The organism is Streptomyces sp. (assembly GCF_031181555.1).
Lineage (GTDB): Bacteria > Actinomycetota > Actinomycetes > Streptomycetales > Streptomycetaceae > Streptomyces > Streptomyces fimbriatus.
The window spans coordinates 1-12540 of sequence record NZ_JAPSKQ010000050.1 but is presented as its reverse complement, the minus strand read 5'-3'; the positions used below and the strand labels follow the sequence as shown (position 1 = coordinate 12540).

General features: G+C 72.6%; 15 protein-coding genes. 7 read left to right on the top strand and 8 right to left on the bottom strand.

Annotation, left to right across the window (positions count from 1 at the left end):
- Positions 1–375: 375 nt before the first annotated feature.
- Genes RIM90_RS13230 through RIM90_RS13220 form a run of 3 tightly spaced genes read left to right on the top strand, consistent with a single transcriptional unit; the run spans position 376 to position 4491 of the window.
- Positions 376–2451, top strand: a complete 2076-nt coding sequence (locus RIM90_RS13230; protein WP_309060865.1) for an MMPL family transporter — start codon at positions 376–378, stop codon at positions 2449–2451.
- Positions 2452–2509: 58 nt separating this feature from the next.
- Positions 2510–3832: a sensor histidine kinase gene (locus tag RIM90_RS13225; protein ID WP_375165437.1), complete on the top strand. Its 1323-nt coding sequence runs from the start codon at positions 2510–2512 to the stop codon at positions 3830–3832.
- Positions 3829–4491, top strand: a complete 663-nt coding sequence (locus tag RIM90_RS13220; protein ID WP_309060863.1) for a response regulator transcription factor — start codon at positions 3829–3831, stop codon at positions 4489–4491. Before RIM90_RS13225 ends, RIM90_RS13220 begins: the two co-directional genes overlap by 4 nt.
- 22 nt (positions 4492–4513) lie before the next feature.
- On the opposite strand, the gene RIM90_RS13215 is transcribed toward RIM90_RS13220, so the two are convergent.
- The 4 genes from RIM90_RS13215 to RIM90_RS13200 form a co-directional block, all read right to left on the bottom strand.
- Positions 4514–4771: a hypothetical protein gene (locus RIM90_RS13215; RefSeq protein ID WP_309060862.1), complete on the bottom strand. Its 258-nt coding sequence runs from the start codon at positions 4769–4771 to the stop codon at positions 4514–4516.
- 157 nt (positions 4772–4928) lie between these two features.
- The gene (locus tag RIM90_RS13210) at positions 4929–6431 is read right to left on the bottom strand and encodes an alpha/beta hydrolase (RefSeq protein WP_309060861.1); all 1503 of its coding nucleotides are present in this window, start codon (positions 6429–6431) and stop codon (positions 4929–4931) included.
- Between the two features lie 66 nt (positions 6432–6497).
- Positions 6498–6749: a DUF397 domain-containing protein gene (locus RIM90_RS13205; protein WP_309060860.1), complete on the bottom strand. Its 252-nt coding sequence runs from the start codon at positions 6747–6749 to the stop codon at positions 6498–6500.
- Entirely contained in the window at positions 6731–7564 is an 834-nt protein-coding gene (locus tag RIM90_RS13200) for a helix-turn-helix transcriptional regulator (RefSeq protein WP_309060859.1), read from the bottom strand. The genes RIM90_RS13205 and RIM90_RS13200 overlap by 19 nt, the downstream gene beginning before the upstream one ends.
- 126 nt (positions 7565–7690) lie before the next feature.
- Here RIM90_RS13200 and RIM90_RS13195 point away from each other — a divergent pair, with 126 nt between their 5' ends.
- The 4 genes from RIM90_RS13195 to RIM90_RS13180 are packed head-to-tail and all read left to right on the top strand — an operon-like array spanning position 7691 to position 9746.
- Positions 7691–7900, top strand: a complete 210-nt coding sequence (locus RIM90_RS13195; protein ID WP_309060858.1) for a hypothetical protein — start codon at positions 7691–7693, stop codon at positions 7898–7900.
- Positions 7897–8112 (top strand): hypothetical protein, encoded by a 216-nt coding sequence (locus tag RIM90_RS13190; protein ID WP_309060857.1) that lies wholly within the window; start codon positions 7897–7899, stop codon positions 8110–8112. Before RIM90_RS13195 ends, RIM90_RS13190 begins: the two co-directional genes overlap by 4 nt.
- Positions 8113–8133: 21 nt before the next feature.
- On the top strand, positions 8134–8880 hold the full coding sequence (gene recO, locus RIM90_RS13185) for a DNA repair protein RecO (RefSeq protein ID WP_309060856.1): 747 nt from the start codon (positions 8134–8136) through the stop codon (positions 8878–8880).
- 35 nt (positions 8881–8915) lie between these two features.
- Positions 8916–9746, top strand: a complete 831-nt coding sequence (locus RIM90_RS13180) for an isoprenyl transferase (protein ID WP_309060855.1) — start codon at positions 8916–8918, stop codon at positions 9744–9746.
- A 52-nt stretch (positions 9747–9798) separates the two neighbouring features.
- On the opposite strand, the gene RIM90_RS13175 is transcribed toward RIM90_RS13180, so the two are convergent.
- From RIM90_RS13175 to RIM90_RS13160, 4 genes are all read right to left on the bottom strand, one after another.
- Positions 9799–10218, bottom strand: coding sequence for a transcriptional repressor (locus RIM90_RS13175; RefSeq protein WP_309060854.1), 420 nt, complete (start codon positions 10216–10218; stop codon positions 9799–9801).
- Between the two features lie 61 nt (positions 10219–10279).
- Positions 10280–11182: a metal ABC transporter permease gene (locus RIM90_RS13170; protein WP_309060853.1), complete on the bottom strand. Its 903-nt coding sequence runs from the start codon at positions 11180–11182 to the stop codon at positions 10280–10282.
- A gap of 4 nt (positions 11183–11186) precedes the next feature.
- Entirely contained in the window at positions 11187–11954 is a 768-nt protein-coding gene (locus RIM90_RS13165) for a metal ABC transporter ATP-binding protein (RefSeq protein WP_309060852.1), read from the bottom strand.
- 22 nt (positions 11955–11976) lie between these two features.
- The coding region (locus tag RIM90_RS13160) for a metal ABC transporter substrate-binding protein (RefSeq protein ID WP_309060851.1) at positions 11977–12540 on the bottom strand (564 nt) is incomplete at its 5' end.

Here is a 12540-nt window from a genome sequence, read left to right as displayed (position 1 = left end):
GCGAACTGGAGGTGCGGGTCGACGACGAGGAGGACGGCACCTGGATGGTCGACCGGGGCTGAGCGGGGCGGCACGTGGGCGACCGGCAGGGGCTGAGCGGGGCGGCACGTGGGTGACCGGCAGGGGCTGAGCGGGGCGGCACGTGGGTGACCGGCAGGGGCCGAGCGGATCGGCACCCGGGTGACCGGCAGGACCGGGCGGGGCACGGGCCGGCCGCCCCGCGTACCGGCCCCGGTTACTCCCCCGGGAGTATCCCCGCCCCCGCACCGCCCCGCGCAGTACCCCGCAACTCGCCCTCGCGCCCGACGAACCGGCCCCTTCGCGCCGGGAGTCTGGAGACCGACCCAGACACCCGACCGGAGGGAGACCCGTCCCATGGGGGCCGCAGGGAAAATGAGTTCGGGGCGACGGCGAGCCGTGCCCTGGCTGGTGCTCGGGCTGTGGATCGCCGTGCTGGCGCTCGCCTCGCCGTTCGCCTCGAAGCTGTCGGACGTACAGCGCGACCGGGCGGTCGACTATCTGCCGGCGAGCGCCGACTCCACGCAGGTCGCGAAGATCCAGGACCGGCTGCCCGGCGGCGAGGCCACCGAGATGGTCGTCGTCTACCACCGGGACGGCGGCCTGACCGCCACCGACAAGGCCACCGCCGCCGACCAGATCGCCGAGATCGCGGGCGCCCACACGCTGACCGGCCGGCCGGCCGCCGTGCCGTCCGAGGACGGCACCACCCTGATGTACCCGGTGGCCAGCACCGAGCCCGGCCAGGACGAGGAAGCCCGCGACGAACTGGTGAACGCCGTACGGGACATCGCCCGGGGCGGTGACGGGCTGAGCGTCGAGGTCGGCGGGGCGGGCGCGCTCGCCACCGACGCCTCCGAGGTCTACGACTCCCTCGACGGACCGCTGCTCTACACCACCGCCGGCGTCGTCGCCCTGCTGCTGATCCTCATCTACCGCAGCCCGTTCCTGTGGCTCGTCCCGCTCACCGTCGCGGGGATCGCCGACTACCTGTCGATGGGCGTCGCCTACGGCCTCAACCAGTGGTTCGACACCCCCGTGTCCGGCCAGTCCGCCGGCATCATGACGATCCTCGTCTTCGGCGCGGGCACCGACTACGCGCTGCTGCTCGTCTCCCGCTACCGGGAGGAGCTGCGCCGCGTCGAGCGGCCGTACGACGCCATGGCCGCCGCGCTGCGCGGCTGCGGCCCCGCCGTGCTCGCCTCCTCCGGCACCGTCGCCGCCGGACTGCTGTGCCTGCTCGCCGCCGACCTCAACTCCAGCCGCGGCATGGGCCCGCTCGGCACCGTCGGCGTGCTGTGCGCCCTGGCCGCCATGCTGACCCTGCTGCCCGCCGTCCTCGTCCTGCTCGGCCGCCGCGTCTTCTGGCCGCTCGTACCCCGCTACGGCAGCACCCCCAAGGCCCGCCGCTCCCTGTTCACCGCCATGGGCAGCTCCGCCGGCCGCCGGCCCCTCACCGTCCTCGCGGGCGGCGCCGTCCTGCTCGGCGCGCTCGCCCTGGGCACGCTGAACCTGCCCGGCACCCTCAAGCAGGAGGACTCCTTCACCACCAAGCCCGACGCGGTCGCCGCCATGGAGACCCTCGCCGCCGCCTACCCCGAGAGCGGCACCCGGCCCATCACCGTCATCGCCCCCACGGACCGCGCCGACGCCGCCCTCGCCGAGGCCCGCGACACCCGTGGCGTCCAGAGCGCCGAGCGGGGCCGCAGCGGCGGCGGCTGGACCGAGATCACCGTGCTCGCCGCGGCCCCGCCCCAGTCCGCCGGCGAGACCGCCGCCATCAAGGATCTGCGCGAGAACCTCGACGGCTCCTACGTCGGCGGCGCCAGCGCCGAGCAGATCGACCTGGAGGACACCAACGCCCGCGACACGATGATCGTCGTGCCGATCGTGCTGCTGTCCGTGCTGCTCATCCTCGTCGCCCTGCTGCGCTCCCTGGTCGCGCCGCTGCTCCTGGTCGCCGCCGTGGTCGCCGTGTGGGGCGCCGCCCTCGGCATCGGCGGACTCGTCTTCGGGCCGCTCCTCGGCTTCGAGGGCACGGACCCGGGGCTGGGGCTGCTGTCCTTCGTGTTCCTGGTGGCGCTGGGCGTCGACTACGGCATCTTCCTCGTGCACCGCATGCGCGAGGAGTCCCTGAACGGCACCGAACCCGCCGAGGCCGCGCTCATCGCGCTGCGCACCACGGGCGGGGTCGTCGCCTCCGCCGGGCTCGTCCTCGCGGCCACCTTCGCGGTGCTCACCACCATGCCGATGGTGCAACTCGTCGAACTGGGCTTCGTCATCGCGGTCGGCGTCCTGCTGGACACCTTCCTCGTCCGCACCTACCTCGTCACCAGCGCGAGCGTCGCCCTGGGGCGCCGGGTGTGGTGGCCGGGCCGGCTCTCCCGGGCGCCCGAGCCGGTACGGCAGGAACGGCAGCCGGAACCGGTGTAGCACCGGCGCGACGACAAAGGGGCCCCTCCCTCCCGGAGGGGCGCCCTCCTCCCGGAGGATGAACCCCGTGCAGGCAACGACGACAGCGGACCACCCGACGCCCCCGACCACGCCACCCGAGCGCCCCGGCACCGGCGAGCGGATCATGGCGGCGATCAACCGCGACCCCCTGACCGCCCCGCACGCCGTCCGCAACGACGCGGTGCTGGCGGCCTTCCTCGCCGCCGTCGCCGTCGCGGTCGCCCTGCTCGTCGACCACGGCCGCAGACCCGACGCGCTCGGCTGGGCGCTGCTGCTCACCGGTCACGTGCCCCTGGCGTGGCGGCGACGCCGGCCGCTGACCGTGCTGCTGCTCGTCCTGGCCTGCATCGCGCCCTACCACGCGCTCGACCACAACCACGCCGCGCCCGTCGCCGGTTCCATGCTGGCCCTGTACACCGTCGCGGCGACCGGCACACCGCGCCGCACGCTGATCGTCGGCTCCTGCATCATCGGCGTGACGCTCACCATGAACGCGCTCACCAACCCCGACGGCTTCGTGGAGCTGGTGCGCATCACCGGCTGGGTCATCGCCGTGCTCTTCCTGGGCGTCGACGTCCGCTTCTACCGCCAGTACGTCGCCGCCATCGTCGAACGCGCCGAACGCGCCGAACGCACCCGCGAGGAGGAGGCCCGCCGCCGGGTCGCCGAGGAACGCCTGCGCATCGCCCGCGACCTGCACGACCTGCTCGCCCACAGCATCACCCTCATCGGCGTGCAGACCTCCGTCGCCGCGCACGTCCTGGCCGCCGACCCCGAACGGCTCGACCGGGAGACCGTCGCCAAGGCCCTCGACGACATCGCCGAGACGTGCCGGACGGCCCGCGGCGAACTCCGTACGACGCTGGAGGTGCTCCGGGACCACGGCTCCGGGGACGCCCGCGGCCCGCTGCCCGGCCTCGACGGCGTGCCCGACCTGGTGGAGGCCGCCCGCCTCGCGGGCGCCCGCGTCGAGCGGACCGTCCGGCACGGCCCGGTCCCGCCCGCCGTCGGCGCCGCCGCCTACCGCATCGTGCAGGAGGCGCTGACCAACGCCGTCCGCCACGCCGGCCCCGAACCGTCCGTCCGCATCGACCTGCGCGAGGAGGACGGCGCCCTGCACCTGTCCGTCACCGACGACGGCACCGGTCCCGCGCCCGGCGGCAACCCCGGGTTCGGTCTGGTCGGCATGCGGGAACGGGCGCGCAGCGTGGGCGGCACACTCGACGCCGGAGCACGCGCGGGGGGCGGTTTCCAGGTGACGGCGACCCTGCCGCTGGCACCTCCCGCGGCTCCGCATTCGGCTCCGGCTCCGGCTCCGGCTCCGGCGGAGTCCGTCACGACCGCGGAAGGAAGCGGATGACCATCAGAGTGCTGCTCGCCGACGACCAGACCCTCGTACGCGAGGCGTTCGCGATGCTCGTCGAGTCGGCGCCCGACATGGAGGTCGTCGGCCAGGCCGGCACCGGCCGTCGGGCGGCGGAGCTGGCCCGCACCGAGCGTGCCGACCTCGTCGTCATGGACATCCGCATGCCCGACCTCGACGGCATCGAGGCGACCCGCCTCATCGCGGCCGACGAGGACCTCGCCGGGGTGAAGGTCCTCGTCCTCACCACCTACGACACCGACGAGAACATCGTGGACGCGCTGCGCGCCGGCGCCTCCGGCTTCCTGGTCAAGGACACCAGGCCCGCCGAACTCCTGGACGCCATCCGCACGGTCGCCGCCGGCGAGGCCCTGCTCTCACCGGGCCCCACGGCACGGCTGATCGAGCGGTTCCTGCGCAACCCGTCCCCGCCGGTGACCGCCGGGCCCGACTGCCTGTCGGACCGCGAGCGGGAGGTGCTCACGCTGGTCGCGCGCGGGCTCAACAACACCGAGGTGGCCGAGTCGCTGGGGCTGAGCCCGCTCACGGCGAAGACCCACGTCAGCCGGATCATGGGCAAGCTGGGGGCACGGGACCGGGCCCAACTGGTGATCGTGGCGTACGAGTCGGGGCTGGTGGCGCCGGGGACGCCGTGACACGCGGGCGGGCCCGTGTCCGTCAGAGCGTGTGGTGCAGCCAGCGCTGGATGGTGGTGTTGATGCCGGCGGACAGCGCGCTGAGGCTGTCGATGGCCTCGCGGTCCTCGGGGCGGGGCGGGACGCCGGCCGCGGTGAGGGCCGCCTGGAGTTCCAGCCGCCGGCGGTCGCGCGGGGCGATGGCGGTGTCGAGACGGTCGGCCGGGTTCGGCGGGGAGAGCAGGTAGTCGCCCTCGGCGAAGGCGTGGTCCGGGCCGTACTCGAAAGCGGTGGCGGTCATGTCGGTCTCCTCACCCAGGGGTGTCGGTTCTGCAGGACAGGAGACCGACCGCGCCCGCCCCGGTTGCGACCGGGGCGAAACGTCACGCCAACGGCGTCATCGGCAGTTCATCGTCCGGTCGGACGAGCGGTCCGGAAGGTTCCGCCGGCCCCGTTCCTCAGCGGCAGTACACGTCCCGGGCGGGGCGTTCGCCGGTCGCGAGGAAGCGGGAGACCGTGCGGTCGCCGCACTCGTTGCCGTGGGCGAGGTAGGCGTCGTGGCCGGTGGAGTTCACGGTGACCATGACGGCCCGGCGGCCGAGCGCCTCACGCAGCTTCAGCGCGCCGCTCAGCGGGGTGGCGACGTCCCGCTCGTTCTGCACCAGCAGGACGTTGGACGGCCCGCGGTCGGTGATCCGCACCGGAGCCTCGCGGGGCGGGTACGGCCAGGCGGCGCAGAGCATGGCGTTGCGCGGCATGCCGGCGGTGAGCGGGTACTTGGCGCGGCTCTCGGCGACGTCCTTCTCGTACGCGGCGGGGGACTTGGGCCAGGCCACGTCGTTGCAGAGCGTCCCCGCGCCCACGGCGGCGACGTTCTGCAGCACCGGCTCCGGCGGGGAGGCCGGCGCGGGCGGCACCGTGCCGGCCTGCGCGGCCAGCATCAGCTGCGCCAGGGCGGGGTAGCGGCTGGGCCGGTAGAGGCTGTCCAGCATGGTCTGGCGCAGGACGTCGCCGTTCAGTTCCTCGGGGTTGGCGCCGGGCCAGGGGATCGGCTCGCGGTCGAGGCGGGCGGCGAGCCGCAGGAACACCGGGCGCACCTCGGCGGCCGTCTCCGCCACCCGGTCCGGGTTGCCGGGCGCCGACGCCCACGCGGCGAAGTGCGGGAAGGTGTCCTCCACGCCCTGCTCGTGCCCGGCCAGCCAGGCGCGGGCGACCCGGGCCGGGTCCGGGTCGTCGTTGCTGTCCAGCACGATCCGGTCCGTCCGGTGCGGGAACATCTGGCGGTAGACGGCTCCGACGTACGTCCCGTACGACACGCCCCACGCCGAGATCCTCCGCTCCCCGAGCGCGGCCCGGACGCGGTCGAGGTCGCGGGCGTTGTTCGCGGTGCTGAGGTGCCGGATCAGTTCGCCGCCGTTGCGCGCGCAGGCGTCCGCCATGCGCTGCGCGGTGGCCATGTTCGCGTCGATCGTGCCGTCCGGAGCGGGCCAGGGACGCAGCCTGGTGGCGGCGAGGTCGCCGTGCTCCAGCCCGCAGTCGACGGCCGTGGACGGGGCGAGCCCGCGCGGGGCGAACCCGATCAGGTCGTACCGGTCGCGCACCTCCCGCGGAAGCTTCTGCCCCTTGCCGGAGGGGGCGCTGAGGCTGGAGCCCCCCGGCCCGCCGGGGATGAGGAACAGGGCTCCGCGCCGGGCCTTCGGGTTCTCGGCGGGGATCCGGGACAGCGCGAGGGAGATCTCCGGGCCGCGGGGATCGGCGTAGTCCATGGGGACGCGGAGGGTGGCGCACTGCTGACGGGGGTCCGAGCCGGTGCCCGTGCCTTCGCAGGGCCCCCAGGACAGGGAGGACGCGGCGGTCGCCGGAGCGGCGGGTACGGCGGAGGCGGTCAGTGGCGGGAGCAGGGCGACGAGGAGGGCGGCGGGTACGGCGGTGAGGACGGCGTCGCGTGTGGTCTGCGTCATGCCCTTGAGCCTCGCCCACACCCGCCGCACCTCACATCCGGACAACGGGCCTGTTTCCCCTGGGGTTTACCCCAGGGCGGAGGGTGAGGGGCAGGGGTGGGCCGCAGCGGGCGGGTGCTGACACGTGGCCCCGACGGTGCCCACGAACTCCGTCCAGGCCGTCGACCCGACGACGATCACCGGTCCGTCGGTCAGCTTGCTGTCCCGGACGGGGACGACACCGGGGACCGCGTCGGTGACCTCGACGCAGCTTCCGCCGTTGCCGTCGCTGTAGCTGCTCTTGCGCCACTGTGCGTTGCTCAGGACGTACTCGCGCATCGTCTGTGGTCCTTCGCGGCCGATTCGATCAGGGCCAGGGACGCCTCAGGGGACAGGGCGGCGGCCCTGAGCAGATCGTATGCCGAGTGCGTTCGCTTCACCACGGCCGGATCATCGAGCAGGTTCCCCGAATACACGGCTTCCGTATAGGCCGTTGGCGGTGCGTCCTCGAACTCCATGAGCACGACCATCCCGTTCATGAGCGCGTACGCCCCCGCCGCGTACGGCAGCACCTGCACCACCACCGTCCGCGTCCGCGCCGGCTTGGTCACGTGCTCCAGTTGTTCGGCCATGACGGTGGGCCCGCCGACGGGCACGCGGAGCACGTTCTCGTGCAGGATCACCCAGTACCCGGGGCGCGTGGCGTCCTTGAGGATCCGGGCCCGCTCGATCCGGCCGGACACCTTCTCCTCGATGTACTCGTCCGGCGCGAACGGGTTCATCGCCAGCGTGACTGCACGCGCGTACTCCGGAGTTTGGAGGAGTCCCGGCACCAGCGCGGGCGCGAACTCGGAGATGTTTGTCGCCAGCGCTTCAAGCTCCACCACCCCCGCGAAGTAATCCGCATACCGCCGGTCTTCAATCAGCTTCCTGCACAATCGCTCGAAAACACCGTCGGTTTGCAGCGCCTCGTCGATCCGCTGCGCCACATCCAATTGAGGTTTCCGAATGGCCTGTTCGAACTGGCCGATATAGCCGCCGGAGACAAACACCCGCGCCCCCAGCTCCACCTGCGTGAACCCCGTGTCCTCGCGTCGCCGCTTCAGCTCCGCACCGAAGAACTCCCACGCCGCCTGGCGCGAACCGTTGGCCATTGCTGCCCCCTTCTCCGCCCCTTTGCGCAGCCCCGCGCCTGTAGCGCGCAAACCCTTCCCGAGTGTAAGCGCGGAAGGTCACCATTGTGATGCGAAGAGTGAAAGTCGAACGGGAAGGGGATCACGGTGAAGGCACAGCACTCGGCGCTCTGCGTCGAAGAAGCGGAGGAAGCGGTGAAAGAATTGCGGGCGGCACTCGCGAAGGCCGGAATCACTCTGCCGTCACTGGGGCTGGACCCGGTGAGTCTTGCGCGGGAGGCGCCCTGTCCGCTCGTCGAATTGGGACGGTGCTCCGTCGAGACCGCCCGGAGGATCGCGTCGGCGGTGGTGCGGTGAAGCCGCCGGTCGGTGCGTGCGTCGTGGACACCCGGACCGAGCGGATCGGCATCGTGATGGGGCATGAGGGGCCCTACGTCCAGCTGAGACCGTACGGCGGCGGCAGGGAGTGGGACGCCGACCCGGGTGCCGTCCGCCAGGCGACCCCGGCCGAGCGGCTGCGTGCGGCGACCGCGTACGCCAATGCCCGCAGCCGCGGTGAGGTGCCTTGAACGTGGGCGACAATGGATGCCATGAGTCTGTTCCGCGACGACGGCATCGTGCTGCGCACCCAGAAGCTGGGTGAGGCGGACCGGATCATCACATTGCTCACGCGCGGTCACGGCCGCGTACGCGCCGTGGCGAGGGGGGTGCGCCGGACGAAGTCGAAGTTCGGCGCGCGCCTCGAACCGTTCTCGCACGTGGACGTGCAGTTCTTCTCGAAGGGGAGCGAGCTGGTCGGGCGCGGCCTGCCGCTGTGCACGCAGAGCGAGACCATCGCGCCGTACGGCGGCGGGATCGTCACCGACTACGCCCGCTACACCGCCGGCACGGCGATGCTGGAGACCGCCGAGCGGTTCACCGACCACGAGGGCGAGCCGGCGGTGCAGCAGTATCTGCTGCTGGTCGGGGCCCTGCGGACGCTCGCCCGGGGCGAGCACGCGCCGCATCTCGTCCTCGACGCGTTCCTGCTGCGCTCCCTCGCCGTCAACGGCTACGCGCCCAGCTTCGGCGACTGCGCGAAGTGCGGGATGCCCGGGCCGAACCGGTTCTTCTCGGTCGCGTCCGGCGGCTCCGTCTGCGTCGACTGCCGGGTGCCCGGCAGCGTCGTACCCTCGCCGCAGGCCCTGGAACTGCTCGGGGCGCTGCTCACGGGAGACTGGGAGACCGCGGACGCGTGCGAGGCGCGGTACGTCCGGGAGGGGAGCGGGCTGGTGTCCGCCTACCTGCACTGGCATCTGGAGCGCGGGCTGCGTTCGCTCCGGTACGTCGAGAAGTAAGTACGAAACCGTCGGCACGAGGAGACGAGAGACACATGGCCGTACGCGGGTTCCTGGGGCGCCAGCGCCGGGAGTACAGGACGCCGGAACCGCACCCCTCCGGCGCACGGCCCCCGAAGCTCCCCGGGGAGCTGGTCCCGAACCATGTGGCGATCGTCATGGACGGCAACGGGCGCTGGGCCAAGGAACGGGGCCTGCCGCGCACCGAGGGGCACAAGGTCGGGGCCGAGCGGGTGCTGGACGTGCTCCAGGGCGCGATCGAGATGGGCGTCGGCGCCATCTCCCTGTACGCCTTCTCCACCGAGAACTGGAAGCGCTCGCCGGACGAGGTGCGCTTCCTGATGAACTTCAACCGCGACTTCATCCGCAAGACCCGCGACCAGCTGGACGAGCTCGGGGTGCGGGTGCGCTGGGTGGGGCGGATGCCCAAGCTGTGGAAGTCGGTGGCCAAGGAGCTCCAGATCGCCCAGGAGCAGACCAAGGACAACGACCGGCTGACGCTGTACTTCTGCATGAACTACGGCGGGCGCGCGGAGATCGCGGACGCCGCGCAGGCGCTCGCGGAGGACGTGCGGGCCGGGCGGCTCGACCCGTCGAAGGTGAACGAGAAGACCTTCGCCAGGTACCTCTACTACCCGGACATGCCGGACGTGGACCTGTTCCTGCGGCCGAGCGGTGAGCAGCGCACGTCCAACTACCTGCTGTGGCAGAGCGCCTACGCCGAGATGGTCTTCCAGGACGTCCTGTGGCCGGACTTCGACCGCCGTGACCTGTGGCGCGCCTGCCTCGAATTCGCCTCCCGCGACCGCCGCTTCGGCGGCGCGATCCCGAACGAGGAGCTGCTGGCGATGGAAGGCGGGCAGTGAGACGAAGGGGCCCGGGGACCGAAGTCCCCGGGCCCCCGCAGCTCGACGTGGTTCAGGCGCCCCGGTCCGCCGCGCACTCCGCGCAGGTGCCGAAGATCTCGACCGTGTGCGCCACGTTGACGTAGCCGTGTTCGGCGGCGATGGCCTCGGCCCACTTCTCCACGGCCGGGCCCTCCACCTCGACCGCCTTGCCGCAGCCGCGGCAGACCAGGTGGTGGTGATGGTCGCCGGTGGAGCAGCGGCGGTAGACGGACTCGCCGTCGGCGGTGCGCAGGACGTCGACCTCGCCGGCGTCGGCGAGGGACTGCAGGGTGCGGTAGACCGTGGTGAGCCCGACCGAGTCGCCCTTGTGCTTGAGCATGTCGTGGAGTTCCTGCGCGCTGCGGAACTCGTCGACCTCCTGGAGCGCAGCCGCCACAGCGGCACGCTGCCGGGTGGCGCGGCCCTTCACGGGCGGTCCTGCGGTCGTCACCGGATTGCCTCCTCACGTCTGCCTCTGCCCGGGCCATTGTGCCAGTCCGGGCAGAGGTGGGTCAGACGCCGATCCCGTCGGTGGCCTCGCGGCTGGCTGGAATCGCGCACTCCGCGGGATCGCCGCCGGGTTGGGCGGCGGCCAGCGCCCGGGCGCGGCGGCGGGCCAGCGGGGTGGCCAGCGCGGTCAGCGCGATGAACGCGCCGATCGTCAGCAGCACGATCGTCGCGCCGGGCGGCACGTCCTGGTAGTACGAGGTGACCGTGCCGCCGATGGTCACGCTCACGCCGATCGCGACGGCGATGGCGAAGGTGGCGGCGAAGCTGCGGCTGAGCTGCTGGGCCGCCGCGACGGGGACCACCATGAGGGCGCTCACCAGCAGCAGGCCGACCACCCGCATCGCGACCGTGACCGTCACCGCCGCCGTGATCGCCGTCAGCAGGTTCAGGAAGCGCACCGGCAGGCCCGTGACCCGCGCGAACTCCTCGTCCTGGCTGACCGCGAACAGCTGCCGGCGCAGGCCGATCGTGACCAGGACGACGAACGCGGCCAGGACGCAGATGGCCGTCACGTCGGACTCGGAGACCGTCGACAGGGAGCCGAACAGGTACGAGGTGAGGTTCGCGTTGGAGCCGGTCGGCGCGAGGTTGATGAACATCACGCCGCCCGCCATGCCGCCGTAGAAGAGCATCGCGAGGGCGATGTCGCCGCGGGTCCTGCCGTACCAGCGGATCAGCTCCATCAGGACGGCGCCGAGGACGGAGACGAGCGTGGCCATCCACACCGGGGACCAGCTGAGCAGGAAGCCGAGGCCGACGCCGGTCATGGCGACGTGGCCGATGCCGTCGCCCATCAGGGCCTGGCGGCGCTGCACGAGGTAGATGCCGACGGCGGGGGCGGTGATGCCGACCAGGACGGCGGCGAGCAGCGCCCGCTGCATGAAGGCGTAGTTCAGGATTTCCATCGGATCAGCTCAGCAGTCCCGTGCGGATCGGTTCGGCGCCCGCCGGTGCGTGCGGGTGGACGTGGTCGTGGCCGGGCAGCGCGTGCTGGCCGACGGCCTTCGGGGGCGGGCCGTCGTGCAGGACGCAGCCGTCGCGGAGGACGACCGCCCGGTCGATCAGGGGCTCCAGCGGGCCCAGTTCGTGCAGGACGAGCAGGACGGTGGCGCCCTCGGCGACCTGGTGCCGCAGCGTCTCGGCGAGGACCTCCTGGCTGGCCAGGTCGACGCCCGCCATCGGCTCGTCCATGATCAGCAGGTCGGGTCCGGAGGCGAGCGCGCGGGCGATCAGGACCCGCTGGTGCTGGCCGCCGGACAGCGCGTCGACGGAGTCCTTGGCGCGGTCCGCCATGCCGACCAGGTCCAGGGCGTGGCGCACGGCCTCGCGGTCGGCCTTGCGGAAGACGCCGAAGCGGGTGCGCGCGAGGCGGCCCGAGGAGACGACCTCGGCCACCGTCGCCGGCACGCCGCCCGCGGCGGTGGTGCGCTGCGGGACGTAGCCCACGCGCGCCCAGTCGCGGAAGCGGCGCCGCGGGGTGCCGAACAGCTCGATCTCGCCGGCGCCGACGGGCACCTGGCCGATGATGCTGCGCACGGCCGTCGACTTGCCGGAGCCGTTGGCGCCGAGCAGGGCGACGACCTCACCGCGGTGCACGGTGAGGTCGATGCCGCGCAGGACGGGGCGCGAGCCGAGGTCGGCGCGGACGCCGCGCAGGGATATGACGGGCTCGGTCATGCTGCCGCCCTCCGGTGGTCGATCACTTGGCGCCCAGGGCCGTCTGCAGGGCCTTGAGGTTGGACTCCATGACCTGGAAGTAGTCGTCGCCGCGGGACTTGTCGGTGATGCCCTCGATCGGGTCGAGGACGTCCGTCTTCAGTCCGGCGTCGTCGGCGAGGGTCTTCGCGGTCCTGTCGCTGACGAGCGTCTCGTAGAACACGGTGGTGACGCCGTCGGCCTCGGCCGTCCGGGAGAGTTCCTTCACGCGGGCGCCGCTGGGCTCGGACTCGGGGTCGAGGCCGTTGATGGCCTCCTCGGTCAGGCCGTAGCGCTCGGCGAGGTAGCCGAAGGCGGCGTGCGTGGTGATGAAGACCTCGGTCTTCTTGTTCTTCAGGCCGGTCTCGAACTTCGCGTCGAGGTCGTTCAGCTTGCCGACCAGGGTTTCGGTGTTCTTCCTGTAGTCGGCGGCGTGGTCCGGGTCGGCCTTCTCGAAGGCCTTGCCGACGCCCTCGGCGACCTCGGCGTACTTGACCGGGTCGAGCCAGATGTGGGGGTCCTTGCCGCCTTCGTGCTCGTGGCCGTGCTCTTCCTCGTGGCCGTGCTC

Bases quoted from the DNA above. Each gene is read 5' to 3' on its own strand.
- RIM90_RS13230 (WP_309060865.1), top strand. From the start codon at position 376: ATGGGGGCCGCAGGGAAAATGAGTTCGGGGCGACGGCGAGCCGTGCCC.
- RIM90_RS13225 (WP_375165437.1), top strand. From the start codon at position 2,510: ATGAACCCCGTGCAGGCAACGACGACAGCGGACCACCCGACGCCCCCG.
- RIM90_RS13220 (WP_309060863.1), top strand. From the start codon at position 3,829: ATGACCATCAGAGTGCTGCTCGCCGACGACCAGACCCTCGTACGCGAG.
- RIM90_RS13215 (WP_309060862.1), bottom strand. From the start codon at position 4,771: ATGACCGCCACCGCTTTCGAGTACGGCCCGGACCACGCCTTCGCCGAG.
- RIM90_RS13210 (WP_309060861.1), bottom strand. From the start codon at position 6,431: ATGACGCAGACCACACGCGACGCCGTCCTCACCGCCGTACCCGCCGCC.
- RIM90_RS13205 (WP_309060860.1), bottom strand. From the start codon at position 6,749: ATGCGCGAGTACGTCCTGAGCAACGCACAGTGGCGCAAGAGCAGCTAC.
- RIM90_RS13200 (WP_309060859.1), bottom strand. From the start codon at position 7,564: ATGGCCAACGGTTCGCGCCAGGCGGCGTGGGAGTTCTTCGGTGCGGAG.
- recO (WP_309060856.1), top strand. From the start codon at position 8,134: ATGAGTCTGTTCCGCGACGACGGCATCGTGCTGCGCACCCAGAAGCTG.
- RIM90_RS13180 (WP_309060855.1), top strand. From the start codon at position 8,916: ATGGCCGTACGCGGGTTCCTGGGGCGCCAGCGCCGGGAGTACAGGACG.
- RIM90_RS13170 (WP_309060853.1), bottom strand. From the start codon at position 11,182: ATGGAAATCCTGAACTACGCCTTCATGCAGCGGGCGCTGCTCGCCGCC.
- RIM90_RS13165 (WP_309060852.1), bottom strand. From the start codon at position 11,954: ATGACCGAGCCCGTCATATCCCTGCGCGGCGTCCGCGCCGACCTCGGC.